This is a genomic window from Bradyrhizobium sp. USDA3010 (genome assembly GCF_056429065.1).
Map to the genome: position 1 here is coordinate 368137 of NZ_JBWJZD010000004.1, position 18417 is coordinate 386553.

At 64.8% G+C, this 18417-nt stretch carries 15 protein-coding genes; 7 read left to right on the forward strand and 8 right to left on the reverse strand.

Annotated features, from left to right (window positions below; genetic code table 11):
• A complete protein-coding gene (locus tag AC066Y_RS09765) occupies positions 1-1443 on the reverse strand; it encodes a lipopolysaccharide biosynthesis protein (protein WP_478273678.1) in 1443 nt (480 codons plus the stop codon).
• Positions 1437-2363, reverse strand: coding sequence for a DUF6492 family protein (locus AC066Y_RS09770; protein WP_478273679.1), 927 nt, complete (start codon positions 2361-2363; stop codon positions 1437-1439). The genes AC066Y_RS09765 and AC066Y_RS09770 overlap by 7 nt, the downstream gene beginning before the upstream one ends.
• A gap of 418 nt (positions 2364-2781) precedes the next feature.
• Between AC066Y_RS09770 and AC066Y_RS09775 the strand changes: the two genes are divergently transcribed.
• Positions 2782-3750 (forward strand): glycoside hydrolase family 26 protein, encoded by a 969-nt coding sequence (locus tag AC066Y_RS09775; RefSeq protein WP_478273680.1) that lies wholly within the window; start codon positions 2782-2784, stop codon positions 3748-3750.
• 72 nt (positions 3751-3822) lie between these two features.
• On the opposite strand, the gene AC066Y_RS09780 is transcribed toward AC066Y_RS09775, so the two are convergent.
• Positions 3823-4911, reverse strand: coding sequence for a radical SAM protein (locus tag AC066Y_RS09780; protein ID WP_478273681.1), 1089 nt, complete (start codon positions 4909-4911; stop codon positions 3823-3825).
• 405 nt (positions 4912-5316) lie between these two features.
• On the opposite strand from AC066Y_RS09780, the gene AC066Y_RS09785 reads away from it, so the two are divergent.
• A complete protein-coding gene (locus AC066Y_RS09785) occupies positions 5317-6312 on the forward strand; it encodes a glycosyltransferase family 2 protein (protein WP_478273682.1) in 996 nt (331 codons plus the stop codon).
• Entirely contained in the window at positions 6309-7622 is a 1314-nt protein-coding gene (locus tag AC066Y_RS09790; protein WP_478273683.1) for an O-antigen ligase family protein, read from the forward strand. Before AC066Y_RS09785 ends, AC066Y_RS09790 begins: the two co-directional genes overlap by 4 nt.
• An 81-nt stretch (positions 7623-7703) precedes the next feature.
• Here AC066Y_RS09790 and AC066Y_RS09795 read toward each other — a convergent pair whose 3' ends face one another.
• Positions 7704-8795 carry a glycosyltransferase family protein gene (locus AC066Y_RS09795; RefSeq protein WP_478273684.1) on the reverse strand — a complete coding sequence of 364 codons (1092 nt, stop codon included), beginning with the start codon at positions 8793-8795 and terminating at the stop codon, positions 7704-7706.
• 190 nt (positions 8796-8985) lie between these two features.
• On the opposite strand from AC066Y_RS09795, the gene AC066Y_RS09800 reads away from it, so the two are divergent.
• Entirely contained in the window at positions 8986-9945 is a 960-nt protein-coding gene (locus tag AC066Y_RS09800; protein WP_478273685.1) for a cupin-like domain-containing protein, read from the forward strand.
• Between the two features lie 36 nt (positions 9946-9981).
• Positions 9982-11163 carry a GNAT family N-acetyltransferase gene (locus AC066Y_RS09805; RefSeq protein ID WP_478273686.1) on the forward strand — a complete coding sequence of 394 codons (1182 nt, stop codon included), beginning with the start codon at positions 9982-9984 and terminating at the stop codon, positions 11161-11163.
• Between the two features lie 23 nt (positions 11164-11186).
• Here the strand turns inward: AC066Y_RS09805 and AC066Y_RS09810 are convergent, their stop codons facing one another.
• The 4 genes from AC066Y_RS09810 to AC066Y_RS09825 all read right to left on the reverse strand — a co-directional run bounded on the left by AC066Y_RS09810 (position 11187) and on the right by AC066Y_RS09825 (position 14518).
• Complete coding sequence (locus AC066Y_RS09810; RefSeq protein WP_478273687.1) at positions 11187-12134, reverse strand: DUF5996 family protein; 948 nt, start codon at positions 12132-12134, stop codon at positions 11187-11189.
• Between the two features lie 167 nt (positions 12135-12301).
• The gene (gene wrbA / locus AC066Y_RS09815) at positions 12302-12901 is read right to left on the reverse strand and encodes an NAD(P)H:quinone oxidoreductase (protein ID WP_478273688.1); all 600 of its coding nucleotides are present in this window, start codon (positions 12899-12901) and stop codon (positions 12302-12304) included.
• Positions 12902-12992: 91 nt separating this feature from the next.
• Positions 12993-13691 (reverse strand): pirin family protein, encoded by a 699-nt coding sequence (locus AC066Y_RS09820; RefSeq protein ID WP_478273689.1) that lies wholly within the window; start codon positions 13689-13691, stop codon positions 12993-12995.
• Between the two features lie 74 nt (positions 13692-13765).
• Positions 13766-14518, reverse strand: a complete 753-nt coding sequence (locus AC066Y_RS09825; RefSeq protein WP_212011787.1) for an SDR family NAD(P)-dependent oxidoreductase — start codon at positions 14516-14518, stop codon at positions 13766-13768.
• Positions 14519-14634: 116 nt separating this feature from the next.
• On the opposite strand from AC066Y_RS09825, the gene AC066Y_RS09830 reads away from it, so the two are divergent.
• Both AC066Y_RS09830 and AC066Y_RS09835 read left to right on the forward strand, forming a co-directional pair.
• Positions 14635-15549 carry a LysR family transcriptional regulator gene (locus tag AC066Y_RS09830; protein ID WP_342724370.1) on the forward strand — a complete coding sequence of 305 codons (915 nt, stop codon included), beginning with the start codon at positions 14635-14637 and terminating at the stop codon, positions 15547-15549.
• 188 nt (positions 15550-15737) lie between these two features.
• Positions 15738-18173 (forward strand): Nal1-like putative serine protease, encoded by a 2436-nt coding sequence (locus tag AC066Y_RS09835; RefSeq protein WP_478273690.1) that lies wholly within the window; start codon positions 15738-15740, stop codon positions 18171-18173.
• Positions 18174-18417: the final 244 nt, after the last annotated feature.

The window sequence follows — 18417 nt, forward strand, 5'->3', positions numbered from 1 at the left end:
TCATCCAACGTTGCTGTTTGCGGATCTGGTGTGGAACATGACAAGGCCCCGCTTCAGCCGGCCGCGCAGGCGCGCGATGTCGAACAGCCAGCAGAGCGCGGCATAGACGGCGAGCCCCGCTCCAATCAGCACGATGCTGGCGGGGAGATCGGCGAGGTCGAGAGCGCGGTCGAGCGCGCCGACGGTGAGCGCCATCGCGAGCGCGGCGATCGCGATCAGCGCGAGCCGGCCGAGCGGGATCGGAATCCGGAAAGCGAAGCGGCTCAGGATCAGGGCGCATACAAAACCCGTGATGTCGGCGCCGAGCCGCGCCCATGCCGCGCCGATGGTGCCGTAAAGGCCGACCAGTACGTAGGACACGATCACATTCGCGGCGATGATCGAGGCGGTGTTGATCAGGTAGAAGGAGTTGCGTCCCGACAGCAGGAAGCTCGCATGCAGATATTGCTGCGTCAGCACCTGGAACAGCACGGCGATCGCGATGACCGGCATGATCTCGCTTGCAACCGCGCGGAAGTCGGCGCCGAGGACGATGTTGGCGACATGGGGGGCGATCAGCGCGAAGCCGAGACAGGCCGGCAGCGTGACGCCGGCAAGCAGCTCGAGGCAATCGGCGAGATGGGTCCTGACCGCGGCATCGTTCTGCCGGGCATGGATCTGCACGGCCATCGGAAAGAACGCCGCGGCCATGCTCATCGCCGGCATCATCAGGGTCTGACGCACCAGGTCGAGCGCCGCGACATATTTGCCGGCGTCGGCCGCGCCGATCAGGTTCGCGATCATGAAGCGATCGGTTACGCTCGAGATCGCGAGCAGCGTCAGCGACAAGGTCAGCGGCAGGCCGGTGCGGGCGAGCGAGCGCAGGTCGGCGCGGTCGAAATTGACGATGGTGCCGCGCCATGCGCTGCGCGATTGCACGAGCGCCGCGACGAGATAGGCCGAGGCGGCCGCGAGCACCAGCAGGACGCCGGTCGGGCTGACCAGCGCAACCACGACACCAAGGCCGAGCAGGGCGGCCGCGCGGACCAGCGTTGCCTTCATGACCGAGAGTGCCTTCAGCCGTGCACGCAGCAGATCCTGCGTCAGCTCGAACAGGCCGATCGCAATGGCGAGCACCACGGCCGCGAGCGCGGCAGCGGTATCGAGGCCGACGAGGCGGGCCAGCAGATAGGCGATCGGCGCGGTGAGGCAGCAGATCAGATAACCCGACGCCACCAGCCCGCGGACGTCGGTGCCGTCGTTGCGGGCGTGGCCGCTCAGGATCAGGTTGCGAAACCAGCCGACCAGGAAGACCGATATGACCGAAGCGAAGCCGACGCCGAGCAGAAAGATGCCATAGTCATGCGGTGCGAACAGCCGCGTGAAAATGAACACGCTGAGCAGCCCAAGCAGCGCCGAGAGCACGTTGGCCGTCAGGTTGATGCCGGCCTGTCCGATCAGCATGATGCGGCGAGCTCCGAGACCCTTGTGGCCGCCGACGACGCCAGGATGGCGTCGCTCTCGGCCACGACCTCACGAATTGTCGCGACCGGCGTCCCCGAGAACGATGCGATCGAGAACGCGACGTCGTCCCTGTTGGCGCGCAGCAGCAGCCGGGTGAGTTCATCCTTGCTCAGGGTCGGATCGTCCCAGTAGCTGACGCATGGCGTTTTCGGCACGTCGGCGTGACGCAATGCGGCGGACTCGTCGTTTTCGACAAAGAAGCCGTACAGCAGATATTCGGAGAACTCGCGGGTTCGGCACAGCGCCTCGATCCAGCTCATCCCGCTGACGGCCTCGATGCGTTCGGCGAGCGCCCGGGTGGTCTGCTTGTCCCAGAAGATGATGTGCCCGATGAAGTCCGGCGCCGGGAAGGGCGGGGTCGGCAGGCCGATCAGCTGGTGGCTGGTCTCGAGCCAGCGCGAATGGCGCGGCTGGTCTGCGGTGACGGCATCGGCCATCTTCAGCAGCGGGATCGTGTTCGGATACTGGAAGCGCGAAAGGTCGAAATCGCGGAAGAACACGATGTCGGAATCCAGGATGCAGAACCGCTCATAGGGCAACGCGATCGTCGCCGCGATCTTCAGGATCTGCTGCACGTGCCAGCCGTTCACCGGCTTGGCGCGCAGCGACCACCAGAACTGGCGGCGCTTGCGCTGGATCATGCGCGGCAGCGGCCGCAGCCAGTCGGGCAGGAAGGAGGAGGCCGGGACGATGATGCGGCGCTCGCTGGCCAGCGGCGCGAACAGCGGCAGGTCGCAATCCGGCACCAGCAGATAGTGCCTGGAGAAGGACGTGACGTGACGATCCACGCTCTCGCAGAGCAGCGTGCAGATTTCCAGATCGCGCCCATAGGTCGGGGTCAGCAACGCGACAGGGTTCATCTCGTAACTCTCTCCGGCGACACCGTGTCAGGGCGGAACATCGTGGCCGCCAGACTTGTCCTGAACCTCGGTTCAGCAAGATCGGTGCCGGAGAAATTTGATGGCCCTATCGGCGGCGTTGATGGTTAAGCAATGGCAAATGACGGCCCGCTGCGGCTGTTAGCGGATCGGAAAGCATCGCTCGGCTGCGCGATTTTGACGCTGAATCGGGATATTGCCCGGATATTGCAGTGCTGGCGTCTCGAATGCCGATTTGGTCGGCGCAGGTGAGTGCACATGCAGATTCGATGGTATTTCCGGTGGGTGAGCGGCACGGCTGAACGGCGGGCTGCACCATCAGTCCATTTCGAGACATCCGCACTGTCGGCGCTGTGTGCTTTTGGCACGCGCCCCGCGAGCGAGCCCATTGGAATGCACGATGCCGACTGATCGCGGAATCACGCGGCGCGGTGCCCTCGCATTCGCGGCACTGGCCCTGAGCGGACTGTCGACCGCGCGGGCCGCGCCGTCAGCCCGGTCTCGGCTCGGTGCGGATTCGGAGCGGTTCGCCGGCGCCTTCGTCAATTGGGGCGAGACCGGCCGCGAGCATGTGCTGCAGGCCTGGGAGACATGGCTCAGCCGGCCGCGCTCGTCGGTGCTCGGCGTCGACTTCTACGGCCAGAGCAGCTGGGACGACTTTCACAAGCTCGATTGGGTGCCGGGACTCTGGAGGAAGCTCAATCCGGCGCGCAATCTGGTGTGGTCGGTGCCGCTCACAATGTCAGGCACGCCGCTCGCCGATGTCGCGGGCGGCCTGCACGATGCCGAGTTCGAAGCGGCCGCGCGCGCGATTGCAGGAGCGCATCCGAAGGCGATCATCCGCCTCGGCTGGGAGATGAACATCTCCAACTCGGGCTGGTTCGCCAAGGGCCACGCGGACGACTACATCAAGGCGTTCCGCCGCGTGGTCGGAATCTTCCGTCGCCATTCCGGCCGTTTCAAATTCGACTGGTGTCCGGGCTGGGGTGCTCAGGACATGCCGGCCGACGCCGCCTATCCCGGCGACGACGTCGTCGATTTCATCGGCCTCGACGTCTACGACTTCAAATCGGACGGTAGCGCGGCGGAGCGCTGGGCCAATTCCTGTCTGAAGGCGCCGTTCGGTCTCGAATGGCAGCGCACGTTCGCAGCAAAGCACGGCAAGCTGATGAGCTATCCGGAGTGGGGTGTCGGTCAGTCCGGCGACAATGCGTTTTTCGTGCAGCAGATGCACGACTGGTTCGCCGCCAATCAGGCTGCGATCGCCTACGCGGCCTATTTCGATGTCGACGGCCTGTGGCCGACACAGATCGACAACGGCCAGTTTCCGGAATCCGCGAGCCTGTTCCGCAAGCTGTTCGCGGGCTGAGCTCAACACGATCAAGCAAAAGCCCGATCTGTCCGTGGACCGACCGGGCTTTGCTGTTCCTCTCTTGCTGCGTCAGGCGGCCTTGGTGTTGGTCAACAGCGTCAGGCCCATCTTCAGCTTGTCCTGCAGCGTGCGCTGGGCGAGGCAGGTGAACAGGCAGAGCTTGTCGCAGGCGACGGTCTCCTTGCGGCGAGCCCGGGCTTCCTCGCTGTACCAGATCTCGCGTGCGGTCTGGGTACGCACGTTGCCGATCGGCTTGAAGAACCAGCATGTTTCCAGGCGACCGTCGGAGCGGATGAAATAATTCCGCATGCCGACGCGGCAGGGCATCACTTCCTTCGGCGCCTTCTCGCGGCGGAAATGGTTCGGCCAGGCTCGCAGCACGGCCTCGCCGTTGAGGATCGGTGCGCCCTCGCGTTTCATCCGCAGCAGCTCGTCGCGGACCTTGATGAGATCGTCGAGCTCGTTCTCGCCGATCCACAGCTCGTCCTCGACCTCCTGCGTGCCTTGCTCGACCGGCTGGAAGCTCAGCGCGGTGGCGCCAATCTGTTGGATCCAGTCGACCATTTCAGGCAGGCGGCGGAAGTTCAGCCTGTGAACGACCGGCTTGATGATGATCGGGAAATCCAGACCTTCGGCACGGCGCTGTTCGGCGACGTTGCGGATGCCCTGCACGATGTCGCTCAGCGAGTTCTCAACGCCGCGCGAGTAGTTGTGGATCGCCGGATCGGTGGAATCGATCGAGATGTTGATGTTGAACGGGCGCGCCTCGACGGTTTGCGCCACGATCTTCTTGTTGAGGTAGGCGCCGCCATTGGTGGTGACGCCCCAGTGGACGTCGTTGTCGCGGCAAAACCGCAAGAGATCGAGGAAGCCCTTTTTGATGTAGGGCTCGCCGCCGGCGAACTCGACGTGATAGGCGCCGATGAACTCCCTCAGGCTCGCGAGCGCGCGCTGCCATTCGGCGATCGACATCTCGTCGCGATAGTTCGGGCGGCGCCAGTAGTCGCAGTAGCGGCACTTGTAATTGCAGCGTTCGACCACCTCGGCGAAGATCGCGGCCGGACGGGTGACGTCGCGTCCGGTACGCAAATAGAGCTCTTCCGAGAGGGCGTTGCGGACGTGCTTGGTGCCGAGCGAGACGAGGTCGAGCGCTTTCAAGGTGAACCTCAGGCAGTGTTTTGCGTTGTTGCGACCGGATCGATCGAGGATTTATGGGTTGATCAGCAAATTGAATGCCAACTAAAGCGCACCACACGCGGCACGCGCGCGGGACGGCTCTTAACCCTAAGGAACAGCTAACAGCGTGGCGCCGATCGCGAGGCCGCCGGCTCCACGCGGCTGTCCATCCCTGGAAATCGCTTCGTTCGACTTCAAATTAACCTTGCGACGAAGTTGCGGTAACGCGGGTCTCATCTGGAGCGGATTTTGCCATGAGGTCGCCGTAAGGTTCGATCCGCGTCCGTATTGCCGCCCGTGTCGGTCACTTTGGGACGGCCATGTCCCATTCCGATCCGTGCCGGGATGATGCGTCGTGCGGATCGCGATTGCCAGGAGGGCATGGAGATGTCGACCGAGCTTGCTGTGGCGGACCGCGCCTGGGTAACCGTCTCGCCCGCGCTGGATTGCTCCATTGAGACCGTCATCTGCATTCCGAGCTTCCGGCGCCCGAAGCACCTGCGGCTGACGCTACAGTCCGTGGCGGCACAGCGCACCGAACGCAGCTTTGCAATCGTTGTGGTCGAGAACGATGCCTCGCGATGCGAGAGCGCGCCGGTCGGCGCCGAGTTTCTCAATTCCGGCAAGCTCAGCGGCGTCTGCATCGTCGAGCCGCGGCAGGGCAATTGCCAGGCGATCAACGCGGCGTTCGAGACCGCGCTCGAGACCTTTCCGAACGCGCAGAACTTCCTGATGATCGACGACGACGAGGTCGCCTCGCCGGACTGGCTGGAGCGGATGGTGCAGGCGGCCGAGACCTCCGGCGCCGAGATCGTCGGCGGGCCGGTGTGGCCGAATTTCGATGACAAGCACAAGGGCAGTCTCAGGCGCCATCCGGCGTTTGCGCCGGCCTATCATGCCAGCGGTCCGGTTCCGGTGATCTATGGCTGCGGCAACTGCCTGATCCGGCGCGCGGTGTTCGACAAGCTCGGACAGCCCGCCTTCGACCTGCGTTTCAACTTCCTCGGCGGCGGCGACCACGATTTCTTCGCGCGGGCGCGCCGCGCCGGCTTTCGCTTCTTCTGGGTCACGGACGCCGTCATCAGCGAGACCGTTCCCTCGACCCGGACCAGTCTCGGCTGGATCGTGCGGCGCGGATTGCGGATCGGCGCGATCAACTATCACATCGAGCGCAAGGCGGCGCAGACAATGTGGTCGCGCGCGGCCGTCAAGGCCAAGATGTTCGGCCTGGTGCCGTTCTCACTGTATCGCTTCGCTCGCATCGTGCTGCGCGAGCAGCAGGCCGTGATTGCGATGCACCCGATGGTGGTCGCGGTCGGCAGCGCGCTTGCCGTGCTCGGCATCGAGCCGCAGCCTTACGCAGCTTCCAAGATCGCGTCGTGAGTGAGTCGTCCGTCACCGCGGAAAGCCGGGCGCTGATCGCCGACATTGCGCGCCGGCCGGTGATGGACATCGTCCGCGGCGCATTCTTTGTCGGTATCCTCTTGCTGGTCTGGATATCGCTACGTCCGTTCGCGGATCTGAGCGGCTTCTATGTCGGCGACGTCGTCTCCGGCAAGGATGCGGTGCTTTACGTCCTGTTCGGCGTGCTGATGGTGACGATGCTGGCGCTGACCTTGCGCGACAATCTGCCGGCGCTGAAATCATTGCTGGCGCCGGCCTTCCTGCTGTTCGCGGGCTGGATCTGCGTCACCGTCGTGCTGTCGTCCGATCCCGCCACCTCGCTGCGCCGCCTGGCGTTGTCGGTGTTCGTCATCGTGGTGACCGCGACGCTGCTGCTGCTGCCGAAATCGCAGGGCGAATTGATGCGCTGGTTCGGCATCGCCGCGCTGGTGCTGCTGGTGACCTGTTATCTCGGCGTCTTGCTGGCGCCGCATCTGTCGATCCACCAGGCCACCGATCCGCAGGAGCCGGCGCTTGCCGGCAACTGGCGCGGCGCATTCGGCCACAAGAACGTCGCGGCCGCGATGATGGCGATGCTGATCTTCCTCGGCATCTATTTGATGCGGGCCGGCGGCTGGCTGTCGGGCATCGCCGTGACCGCGCTCGCCGCGGTGTTCCTGTTCTTCACCGCCGGCAAGAGCGCGATCGTGCTCTGTGTCGCCGTGCTGATGCTGACCGCGCTAATGCCGGTGATCCGCTCGCTGTGGGGCCGCGCGCTGCTGTTGCTGGCGCCGCTGGTGCTGCTCAATCTGTTCAGCGTCGGCACCGTGATGAGCGATACGCTTGCCGCGATCGCCGGCCGGATGCCGATCGACACCTCCTTCACCGGCCGCGCCGACATCTGGGCCTTTGCGCTCGAATCGCTGCATCAGCGGCTATGGACCGGCTACGGCTTCGAGTCGTTCTGGGGCACCAGCGCGATCCAGAACCTGCAGGAAGGCAAGGAGTGGGCGGGCTACGCCTCGCACAGCCACAATGGCTATCTCGATACCGCGCTCGGGACCGGTCTGCCGGGTCTCGTGCTGCTGATCGCGGCCGTTGTCGTCAAGCCGTTGCGCGACTTCCAGGCTGCGGATCGCGGCGGCAATGATGCCCCGCTGACGATGCTGTTCCTGCGCATCTGGCTGTTCGGCCTCTATCTGTCGTCGATGGAGAGCTTCTTCCTGGATCGCGCCGATACGATCTGGGTGACGTTCCTGATCGCGGTATTCGGGCTGCATTATCTGGCCCGGTTCCGGATGCGGGCGTAGAGCATGATCCGGAAAAGTGTGAGGCGGTTTTCCCTCGCGACAAACGCGTAGCGTTTGCGCGGAGATCATGCTCAAAAATAGCTAGAGCTGCGCGCGGACCGCGTTGGCAACGTCAGTCCACCAGCCGTCGAAATCGAACGGCATCGGCACGGTCGGCCGCTTCAGCGCCGTGACGATCCGGTCGGCATAGGCCGCACTGTCGGCGTCGCGCGGCACCAGCAGGATGGCGCCGCGATCGATCAATTCCTTGAAGCGCGGATGGTGGTCGAATTCGTCCGGCAGCGCCGGACCGGTGACGATCAGCGGCCGGCCGGACTGCACACAGGCCAGGATGCTGGAGCGCCGCGCGGTCAGGCCCTCGACCAGCGAATAGCAGAATACGTCGATCTCGCCGAGCAGGCCGAACACCTCGTGATCGGACGCGACATAGCCGGAGACGATCACGTCGCCCTTCAGCCCCAGCTCGGCGACGCGGGCATAGAACTTCTGCTCGATATTGTCGGTGCCGCGAATGAAGGAGCCGACATAGACGATCAAGGGCTCCAGGCCCCGCTGCTTCAGGATTGCGCCGATCTCGAGCAGCCCGTTCGGCTGCTTGCCGGGATAGATCGAGCCGAAATGCCCGACGATGAGCTGGCCGTTGCTGCGTGCCGCGACGAGCCGCTGCAACAGCATCGAATCCGAAAAGCCGGCCGGCGCGGCGATGTTCGGGGGTAGCGGCGCCAGCACGCATTTCCGCACCATGCCGCGCATGATGCGGTCGTCGGCGAGCTCGCGGCGCACCAGCGGCGAGAACATCACGATGGTGTTGGCGAGCCACAGCGCAGGGATATAGGTCAGCCGGCGGATGCCGTTGAGGCCGGCCCATTCGTGCTGAATCAAGACAACCTTGCGGCCTCGCAGCCGGGCAAACAGCAGCGCGAGCAGCGGGCGTGCGATCACGCGCTTCCAGGCCACGATCGGGAAGTTGCAGACCACGCTCTCGGCGCTGCCGACCGCGCGCCAGATCTCGCCGATCCTGCCGTCGGTCTGGGTCAGGGTTAACGCCGTGCTAGCGCCGGGCTCGAGCTTATCGATCGTCTCCTGCAGCAGGCGGGTGAACTGCCCGACGCCGCAGTGCATCCGCGGCCCGGCGCCGAGAAACAGCGCGCGATATCGGGGTGGTTCAGTCATTCAGTCCTGTCGGCCACCGCGGCCGGCTCCAGAAACGTCGCGGTTAGCCATATCGGCGAGACATTAGCTTTGGGTAACCCCGCGCGCATACGCAACGGCACCGTTCTTGCCAATCCCTGCCCAAGAGCTGCCAGCTCGTCCCGGAACGGGACATCGGATGAAGCGAAACGGCGCAGCCAGGAGCGCGACCATGACGACGGGCAAGATCTTTGCGAATTGGGATGACAACCATTCCAGGCTCTGGAGCCGTCAGCCGATCCGGCTCGAGCACACCATGCACAAGCAGCAGGCGTTCTCCATGGACGATCTCGCCAAGCTGATCGAGCACTATCCGCGCGAGCATTACAGCCTGGTCAAGACCGGTGCCAAGGGATCGAGCCGGGTCTGGCGTGAGGGCGAGATCGGCAGGCTGCGCGGCCATCAGGTGATCGAGGCGATTTCGCGCGGCGGCCTGTGGCTGAACCTGCGCAACGTCACCGCGATCGATCGCCGCTACCGCGACATGATCGAGCGGATGTTCGGCGAGATCGCCACCAAGGTTCCCGGTTTCGATGCGCCGACCCATCAGGCCGGCATCCTGATTTCATCGCCCGACGCACAGGTCTACTACCACGCCGATCTGCCGGGGCAGGGCCTGGTCCAGATCGCCGGCCGCAAGCGGGTCTACATCTATCCCAGCACGCAGCCGTTCATCCGGCCCGAGCATCTCGAGAACATCGCGCTGTTCGACGTCGAGGTCGATATCCCCTACGAGCCCTGGTACGACTGGCATGCGCAGGTGATCGATCTCGAACCCGGCCAGATGCTGAACTGGCCGCTCAATGCGCCGCACCGCGTCGAGAACCTCGACACCGTCAACATCTCGATGACGATCTCCTATGTGAACGACGACATCCGCCGCGCCCAGATACTGTATCTCGCCAACGGCATGCTGCGTCATCGTTTCGGCTACACGCCGCGCAGCCGCAGCATCCGCGGCCCGACTTTCTTCGCCAAGCAGGTGATGCAGAAGCTGCTGCGCGACGGCAAATGGGTGAAGCGCGAACGCGCCGTTCGGCGCGCGATCGACTTCCGCCTCGACGAGAGCGATCTCGGCAAGATTGTCGACCTGCCCAAGGACCCGCCCAAGGCGGCATTGGAAGCGGCGTAAGCGAGCTTGCCGGTAGCAGGTGCTGGAATGACGGTCTTGACGACAGCGGTTGGGAAATTCGGGGCGCGGGTCGCTGCCTATGCGGTCGGCTATCGCGTCGAATTGGTTTCCGATTGGGCGTATGCCGCCGCCCGCTGGGGCGCGTTCGAGCCGCTGACGGCGTTCCAGCATCCGCAATGGTATGCGTCATGGTACCGGGCCTTCGCGTCGACCGACGGCGTCGAGCCGCTGATCGCCGTCGTCAGCGATGCCGCGACCGGCGAGCGGGCTGCACTGTTGCCGCTGATCTGTCACCGGCAAGGCAGCCTCCGCATCGTCGAATTCGCCGACCTCAACCTCACCGACTTCAACGCCCCGATCCTCGGCCCCGCCGCGCCGCGCGACGACGTCGCTGCATGGCAGTTTTGGCGTGATTTGCAGGCCGCGCTGCGCAAAGCGCCCGGCGGAGCCGATCTGATCCGTTTTCGCAAGATGCCGGTCAGGCTCGCGACGCGATCCAACCCGCTGGCGCTGCTCGATGGCATCGGACCGTCGGTCGTCAACGGCAATCTGCTGGCCATCGGTGACGACCACAACGCCTGGCGCTACGAGCTGGACCGGAAGGTTCGCAAGGAATTGGGACGGAGCTGGCGCGTGTTCACGCGTGAGCCGTCCGCCGCGTTCAGGATCGCCACAGATACCGGCGAGGCGCTGGACCTTCTCTCCGTCACGGAAGTGCAGCAGGGCGCGCGGCTGAACGGTCTTGGGCTCAATTATGTGCTCGACAATGCGGACTGCGCCGCCTTCTATCGCGACCTGGTGCGCGAAGGCACCGCGCGCGGCTATGCTGTCATGACCGCACTTGCGACAAGCGACGAAGTGGTGGCGACGCTGCTTGGCGTCCGCACCGGCTCGCGCTACGTCATGATCCGCATCAGCAATGTGGGCGAGAAATGGTCGGCCTGTTCGCCGGGCCGGCTGATCATCGATCGCACCATCGAGGCGCTGCACAAGGACGGTGTGCGGGAGTTCGATTTCTCGATCGGCAATTACACCTACAAGCGGCGGTTTAGACCGCAGCGCACGCCGCTGGTCGATCTCGGTGCTCCCTTGAGCTGGCGCGGGCAGCCCTATGCACTGCGCGACCGCGCCGTGCTGGCGCTGCGCCACCATCCAAAGTTGTCGGCGCGGCTGAAGCAGGCGCTCGGCAAGGCGACGCCATCGCGCGAGGAGGATTGAGCCGCTGCCGCGGCACGCTGGCGTTACACCCCTCTGACTACGCCCGGCTGGCCCGGTGTGCATTCCAGCGCAGCACGGTCCCAGTTCGCGTTGATGGCCGCGGCCTCATAGCTCGATTGCAGGAATTCGAGCAGCGCCCTGTCCGGGTCAGCAGCCACCCGCACGGCGTCATAGGGCAGGATGAATTCGCCGAGTGCCTCGCCGAAGAATGCAGCATCGGGTCGCACCGGCGTGCCGCGATAGCCCGCGGGTTCCGGATAGGCGTAGGAATAGAATGCCGGATAGTCGATTGCGCCGCCGCCGGGCCAGAAGCCGGCGCTGCTGACTTCGTGCGAATAGGCTTCGTGCGCGACCTCATCGGGTAGATGCGGCACGCCGCCGGGATGCCGCGGCGCTGTCCTGCCGGAGAAGCGCGTGACCGCGAGATCGAAGCTGCCCCAGAAGAAATGAACCGGGCTCGCCTTGCCGAGAAAACCGGTTCGGAATTGCTTGAACACGCGGTCGCAGTTCACAAGAATCTGATGAAACCGGCGCACGGCATCCGCGTCGTAAGCGGCATGCTGCGTATCCTGCGAGAACCGGATCGGGTCGGCGACTTCGTTCGGTATCTCGTCTATGGCGACCTCGATTCCGAGCTCCTTCAGATTGGTCATGATCGCCGCGTAGAAGCTCGCGACCGATTGACCAGCCAATGCGAACTGCCGCTCGGTGCCGTCGCTGGTCGCGATGCGGAGCGTGTGCTCGATAAAATCGAAGTCGATCTGGAACGAGCGATCGCCGTCTGGGATCGGCGAGGTCGTCAGTCCGCGTGGCGTGACATAGAGCGTGACGTGCCAGGAGTGATTGAGCCAAGGCGACTTCGCCAGCCGGATCTTGCCGGCGATCTGGGTGAAGAGCTGGAGCGTGGCACTGCTGTCGCGCCACGCGGCGGTCGGCAGTTCCGGCCAGCCGGTCTTCTGTGTGTTGGTCATGGCAAACCTCAGGGCTGCGCCGACAAGAACCCTTGCGGCATATCATGAAAATGGTCCCGATGACTTCGGGAACCGGCGCGTCGAAGCGCGGCAGATTGGGCGGCAATCGTCTGGAGTGCCGCCCTATCGCGTAAGCATCAGCCGGGCGTGGAGCCCGGCTGCATGGCTCAGCCGTGTAGCTTCTTCGCAGTCTCCGCGATCGCGCGGCCCTGATAGCGCGCGCCGGCGAGCTCGTTCTCGCTGGGCTGGCGGCTGCCGTCGCCGCCGGTGATCGTGGTGGCGCCGTAGGGTGCGCCGCCGGTGACCTCGTCGAGCTTCATCTGGCCGGCAAAGCCGTAGTTCAGTCCGATCACCGTCATGCCGAAATGCAACAGGTTGGTGATGATCGAGAACAGCGTGGTCTCCTGGCCGCCATGCTGGGTCGCGCTCGAGGTGAAGGCGCCGCCGACCTTGCCGTTCAGCGCCCCCCGGGCCCAGAGCCCGCCGGCCTGGTCGAGGAAGTTGGCCATCTGCGAGGACATGCGGCCGAACCGGGTGCCAGTGCCGACGATGATGGCGTCGTAATTGGCGAGGTCGTTGATCTCTGCGATCGGCGCGGGCTGGTCGAGCTTGTAGTACGAGGCTTTCGCGACCTCGGCCGGCACGAGCTCGGGCACGCGCTTGATATCGACGGTGGCGCCGGCTTCGCGCGCGCCTTCCGCGACGGCATTCGCCATCGCTTCGATGTGACCGTAGGCGGAGTAATAGAGAACGAGAACCTTGGCCATGATGGCCTCCTTTGGGGGTTGAGGTAGGGGAAGATGATTTGGGGGGAGGAGCATGCGTGGACGTTCGTCCGCGCATGCAGGAGAGTGGTGATCAGGCCGCGTCGACGAGCACGAGCTCGGCATCCTCGAGCGCGGTGATCTTCAGCTTGGCTTCATCGCGGATCGCGGCACCGTCGCGCGCATTGACGCGCACGCCGTTGACCTCGATGCTGCCGGCCGCCGGCACCAGATAGAGGTGGCGGGCCTTGTCGGCGGCGTATTCCGCGCTCTCGCCGGCCCTCAGCGTGGTGGCGAGCACCCGCGCATTGGCGCGGATCGGCAGCGCGTCGTTGTCGCCGGCGATGCCGGAGGCGATGGTGACGAGCTTGCCCGAGCGGTCCGCCTTCGGGAACGGCTTCGAGCCCCAGGTCGGGTGACCGCCCTTCGTCGTCGGCTCGATCCAGATCTGGAAGATCTTGGTCTTGGACGGTTCCAGATTGTACTCGGAGTGACGGATGCCGCTGCCAGCGCTCATCACCTGCACGTCGCCGGCTTCGGTGCGTCCCTTGTTGCCGAGCGAGTCCTGGTGCGTGATCGCACCTTCGCGAACATAGGTGATGATCTCCATGTTGGCATGCGGATGCGCCGGGAAGCCGGAGTTGGGTGCGATCTCGTCGTCGTTCCACACGCGCAGCGCACCGTGGCTGACATTGTCGGGATCGTAGTAGCTCGCGAACGAGAAGTGGTGCTTGGCCTTCAGCCAGCCGTGGTCGGCGCCACCAAGCTCTGCGAATGGTTTCAGTTCGATCATGGTCTTTCCCCTTGATGTCGATGTTGAGGGGAGACCGGGCGCATCGCGCCCGGCGTCTCCAGATGATTTGCGGGTCAGGCGCCGAAGCCGCCGTCGACGTTGAGCACGGTACCGGTCACGAAGGAGGCTTCCGGGCTTGCCAGGAATACGACGCCGGCTGCGACTTCCTCCGGGCGGCCGAAGCGCTGCAGCGCGTGCTGCAAGCGTTGCGTCTCGGCAAACTCGCCGCCGTCCTTCGGGTTCATGTCGGTGTCGATCGAGCCCGGCTGCACCACGTTCACGGTGATGCCACGCGGTCCGAGGTCGCGCGCCGCGCCCTTGGTGTAGCCGACAACGGCCGCCTTGCTGGCGACGTAGTCGGCGAGGCCCGGGAACGAGGCGCGATCGGCGAGCATCGAGCCGACGGTGACGATGCGGCCGCCTTCACCCATCAGCTTCGAGGCGGCGCGGATCGCGGTGATCACGCCGTCGACGTTGATGGCCTCTTGGCGGGCGAGCGTCGCGGTGTCGGCTTTGGGATCGTCGACCGCACCACCGGATGCGACGCCGGCGTTGTTGACGAGGATGTCGAGCCGGCCAAAATCCTTGGCGACGGTCTTAACCAGCTGATCGACATCGGATGACGAGGCCTGGTCGGCCTTGTAGGCGCGGGCATTGACGCCCTTGCCCTTCAACTCGGCGACGACGGCTTCCGCCTTTTCGGGAGACGCGACGTAGCTGATCGCGACGCTGGCGCCTTCCGCGGCGAGTGCGCGGGCGCTGGCCGCGCCGATGCCGCGTGAACCGCCGGTGACGAGGGCAACCTTGCCTGAGAGCTTCTTGGTCATTTGGATTTCTCCACCGATTGAATTTGATGGCACTTGGATATGCCTCCGGCTGTGGTATAGAAATAGAAACTATTGAAACTCATTGTTTCCGAATTGAACGATCAGGACAGCGGCCCATGTCGAAACTGCCGGACTTCGAGGCGCTCGCGATCTTCGCAAAAGTCATGGAATTACGGTCGTTTGCGGCGGCCGCGACCGAGCTCTCGCTGTCCAAGGCGACGGTCTCGAAGGCGGTCAGCCGGCTGGAGGAGCGGCTCGGCGCGCGGCTGTTCAACCGCACCTCGCGTCGGCTGGCGCTGACCGATGCCGGCCAGAAATTGTCGGAGCGCGCCGCGCGGCTGCTGGCCGACGGCGAGGCCGCCGAGAGCGAGGCGCTGGCGCAATCGACCACGCCACGGGGCCTGGTGCGGTTCGCGGTGCCCATGACCTTCGGCGTCAAGACGGTGGCGCCGCTGCTGCCGGAATTCATGGAGGCCTATCCGGAGGTCGCGATCGATCTGCATCTGAGCGACGCGACGGTCGATCTGATCGGCGAAGGCTTTGATGCCGGCCTGCGGATCGCGCGGCTGCCGGATTCCTCGCTGATCGCGCGGCGGCTGTGCGGCATGCCGCGCTACACGGTGGCGGCGCCGTCTTATCTGAAGCGCTACGGCCGGCCGACCCATCCGATGCATCTCGCCGAGCACAAATGCTTCGGCTACGCCTATCTCTCGACCCAGGGCGTCTGGCACTACACCAACGCGTCAGGCGAGCAGGCGAGCGTGCGTCCCGCCGGCCAGTTGCGGGTCAACAATGGCGAGGCCGTGATGCCCGCGCTGCTCGCCGGCCTCGGCATCGCCGATCTGCCCGACTTCATCGTCGGCGATGCGATCGCGCGCGGCGAAGTCGAAGTGATCCTGAAAGGCTGGAAGCAGCCGGAGGGTGCCGTGCATCTCGTGACGCCGCCCGGCGGCCCGCGTCCCGCCCGCGTCGAAGTGCTGGCGGATTTCCTCGCCAGCCATTTCGCCAAAGGCCGCGCCCAGCGGAAATAGAGAGCCGTGCTCACCGGAAGTAGTCGGCACCGCACACGCAGGCTGCAGGCCGCGTGACCCGTCACATTCGTGTCATCCCTTTTAAATTGTATAAGTTGTGTGAACTAACCCATGATCGTGGGCCGCCGCGATCGTCTATTTCTGCGTCCTGAACCTGTTGCCGCAAAGCGCATTTTCGGAGGAACCAGATGATTGATCTGACCAAGCACGATTTCACGTCATTGTCGGTGAAGGATCTGCTCGATGCCCGCGAGGCCTATCACGTGCATCTGGCCCATCTGCAATCGGTCTACGCCACGGCGATCGGCCGTTATCTGATCCGCGACAGCGACCGCAACGCGACCGAACGGCGGCACCATTCCAAGCCGCAGGCGCTCGGACCGCGCACGCTGTTCAATTCGTCGGTCAAGGACTGGTCGTGGCCCTGCATCCTCGTCTTTGTCCGGGACTGGATGAAGCGCTCCGAGCTGAAGAACCATCCGGAGAAGCAGGACCAGCTGGTGCCTCCTTTCCTGTATCTGCCTGACGGGCGCGTCGTGCCCACCTGCGTCGTCAAGGTGGACCCGAACGAGGACAGCCCCGGCGTCGTCGATCCGCCGGTGTTCAAGAGCGATCTGGTCGGCGGCGGCTTTCCGGTTCAGACCATGATCCAGGGCAAGATCCATCGCGGCTCGATCGGCTGTCTCGTCACCAATGGCGAGACCGTGTTTGCACTCTCCAACCGCCACGTCGTCGGCGCGGCCGGGCGCGAGATCTTCGCCGGCTTCAAGAACACGGAGCGCCGTCTCGGCGTCAGCGATGCGCTGCAACTCGGCAAGCGCGCCTTCAGCGACGTCTATCCCGGCTGGCCCGGCGCGCGCGTGGTGGCCAATCTCGATGCCGGATTGATCCGCGTCGACGACGTCAAGGGCTGGACCGCGCAGGTCTACGGCGTCGGACAGGTCGGCGACGTCGTCGATCTCAATGTCGGCACCTTCCGCCTCGAGATCATCAACCAGCCGCTGATCGCCTTCGGTGCGACCAGCGGATTGATGAAGGGCAAGATCATCGGCCTGTTCTATCGCTACAAGACCGTCGGCGGCATGGAATATGTCAGCGATTTCGTGATCGGTCCGCGCGACGGCGACACGCCGCTCAACAACTATCCCGGCGATTCCGGCACGGTCTGGTTTCTCGACGATCCGGACGCGAAGAGGAATGCCGGCGGCGCGCGCATCCTCAGTCCCCTGGCGCTGGAATGGGGTGGCCAGGAACTGTTCGGATCGGGCGGCAAGATTCCGATGCAGGTCGCGCTCGGCATCTGCATGGCGACGCTGTGCCGCGAGCTCGATGTCGAGCTGATCGGCGACTGGAACGCCGGCCACACCGAGTATTGGGGCGAATGGGGACACGTCAAGATCGGCGCCTATGCGACCGGCCTGATCGATGCGAAGCTTCCCAAGCTCTCGAGCATGATGGACGCCAATGCCGACAATATCGGCCTCGACGACAAGCTGCTTGCCGACCTCAAGCCATATCAGCGCGGGGCATTCGCGCCGCTGGCCGACGTCGCCGACCTGGTCTGGCGCTTTACCCGGCACACCGACGAGAGCAACCATTTCGCCGACATGGACAAGCCGGGCAAGGACGGCAAGACGCTGCTGGATCTTTGCGCCGAGTCGACGCGCAACGTCGATCCGAAAGTCTGGAACGACTATTACGAAGGGATCGGCGAAGACCGCCGCGGCGCGTTGCCGTTCCGGGTCTGGCAGATCTTCGACGAGATGGTCGAATATGCCGCCGCCAACAAGAAGCTGGAATTCGTCTGTGCCGCGGGAATCGTCGCGCATTACATCGGCGATGCCTGCCAGCCGCTGCACATCTCGCAATTCCACCACGGCCTCGATCTGAACGACAAGGCGCACGCCAAGGTGCACAGCGTGTACGAAACCACGATGATCGGCCGCCACGGCAAGGATCTCATCAAGATGATCCCCGACGCCCGGACCAGCGACGTCGCGGAGATCGCCCCGGGCGGCACGCCGACCGGGCGCGATGCTGCGGTCGCCGTGGTCGCGCTGATGCAGCGAACCGTAAAGCGGCTGCCGCCGACGACGATCGTCAATTTGTTCAACTCCCACATGGGAAGCGGCCAGGTCGATGTGATGTGGTCGAAGCTGAAGGACGCCACCGCGGCCTGCATGCAGGACGGCGCCAAGACGCTTGCCCGGGTTTGGGAAGCGGCCTGGCGCGCCGGTGCGGGCGAGGACCGCGGGCAGGGCGGCAAGTTCGATCAGGGCAGTCTGAGCAAGCTCTACAACGATCCGAGCTTCCTGCCGGCATATCCGCTCCAGCAGCTCGCGCTCGATGCGGACGACCACATCGTTCCCGTCGGGGGAGGCGGAGCGCGGCGCCGGAGTGCGTCGACAGCACGGCGCGCGCGCCCGCAAGCCGCGAAGAAGGCAGCCAAGAAGGCAGCCAAGAATTCGGCGAGGAAGGCGGTCAAGAAGGCCGTGCCGCGCAAGCGTCTGGCTGCGGCCGCCCCGGTCCGCCGCGCAGCCGCCACCAAGAAGACCGCGACCAAGCGCGGCGCGGCCAGGAAGCGGTCGGTTGGAAAGACGCGCAAGGCGGCGCGCAAGCACTAAAGCATACCGAGATTCGGTCGACCGCGACGGCACTGCGCTCCTCTGCCCGCACGCGGGGCGAGCTGAAGCGCATCGGCTGCGACACGCGGGAGCTCCAGATAAGCGTCCCGCTCCTGCATCATGCGGACGGGAACTTGGGCTCATTGGCCTTCACATTTAGTTGTCTGCGCGAACGATCCTTGGCCGCATTCATTTGCCATTTTTGAAGCAAGTCGCCGCGCGGAACCCGTGCGCGCGGATGAAA

Coding starts and splice junctions, on each gene's coding strand:
- AC066Y_RS09775 (WP_478273680.1), top strand. CDS start 2,782: ATGCCGACTGATCGCGGAATCACGCGGCGCGGTGCCCTCGCATTCGCG.
- AC066Y_RS09800 (WP_478273685.1), top strand. CDS start 8,986: ATGACGACGGGCAAGATCTTTGCGAATTGGGATGACAACCATTCCAGG.
- AC066Y_RS09820 (WP_478273689.1), bottom strand. CDS start 13,691: ATGATCGAACTGAAACCATTCGCAGAGCTTGGTGGCGCCGACCACGGC.
- wrbA (WP_478273688.1), bottom strand. CDS start 12,901: ATGGCCAAGGTTCTCGTTCTCTATTACTCCGCCTACGGTCACATCGAA.
- AC066Y_RS09830 (WP_342724370.1), top strand. CDS start 14,635: ATGTCGAAACTGCCGGACTTCGAGGCGCTCGCGATCTTCGCAAAAGTC.
- AC066Y_RS09835 (WP_478273690.1), top strand. CDS start 15,738: ATGATTGATCTGACCAAGCACGATTTCACGTCATTGTCGGTGAAGGAT.
- AC066Y_RS09785 (WP_478273682.1), top strand. CDS start 5,317: ATGTCGACCGAGCTTGCTGTGGCGGACCGCGCCTGGGTAACCGTCTCG.
- AC066Y_RS09825 (WP_212011787.1), bottom strand. CDS start 14,518: ATGACCAAGAAGCTCTCAGGCAAGGTTGCCCTCGTCACCGGCGGTTCA.
- AC066Y_RS09795 (WP_478273684.1), bottom strand. CDS start 8,795: ATGACTGAACCACCCCGATATCGCGCGCTGTTTCTCGGCGCCGGGCCG.
- AC066Y_RS09765 (WP_478273678.1), bottom strand. CDS start 1,443: ATGCTGATCGGACAGGCCGGCATCAACCTGACGGCCAACGTGCTCTCG.
- AC066Y_RS09770 (WP_478273679.1), bottom strand. CDS start 2,363: ATGAACCCTGTCGCGTTGCTGACCCCGACCTATGGGCGCGATCTGGAA.
- AC066Y_RS09810 (WP_478273687.1), bottom strand. CDS start 12,134: ATGACCAACACACAGAAGACCGGCTGGCCGGAACTGCCGACCGCCGCG.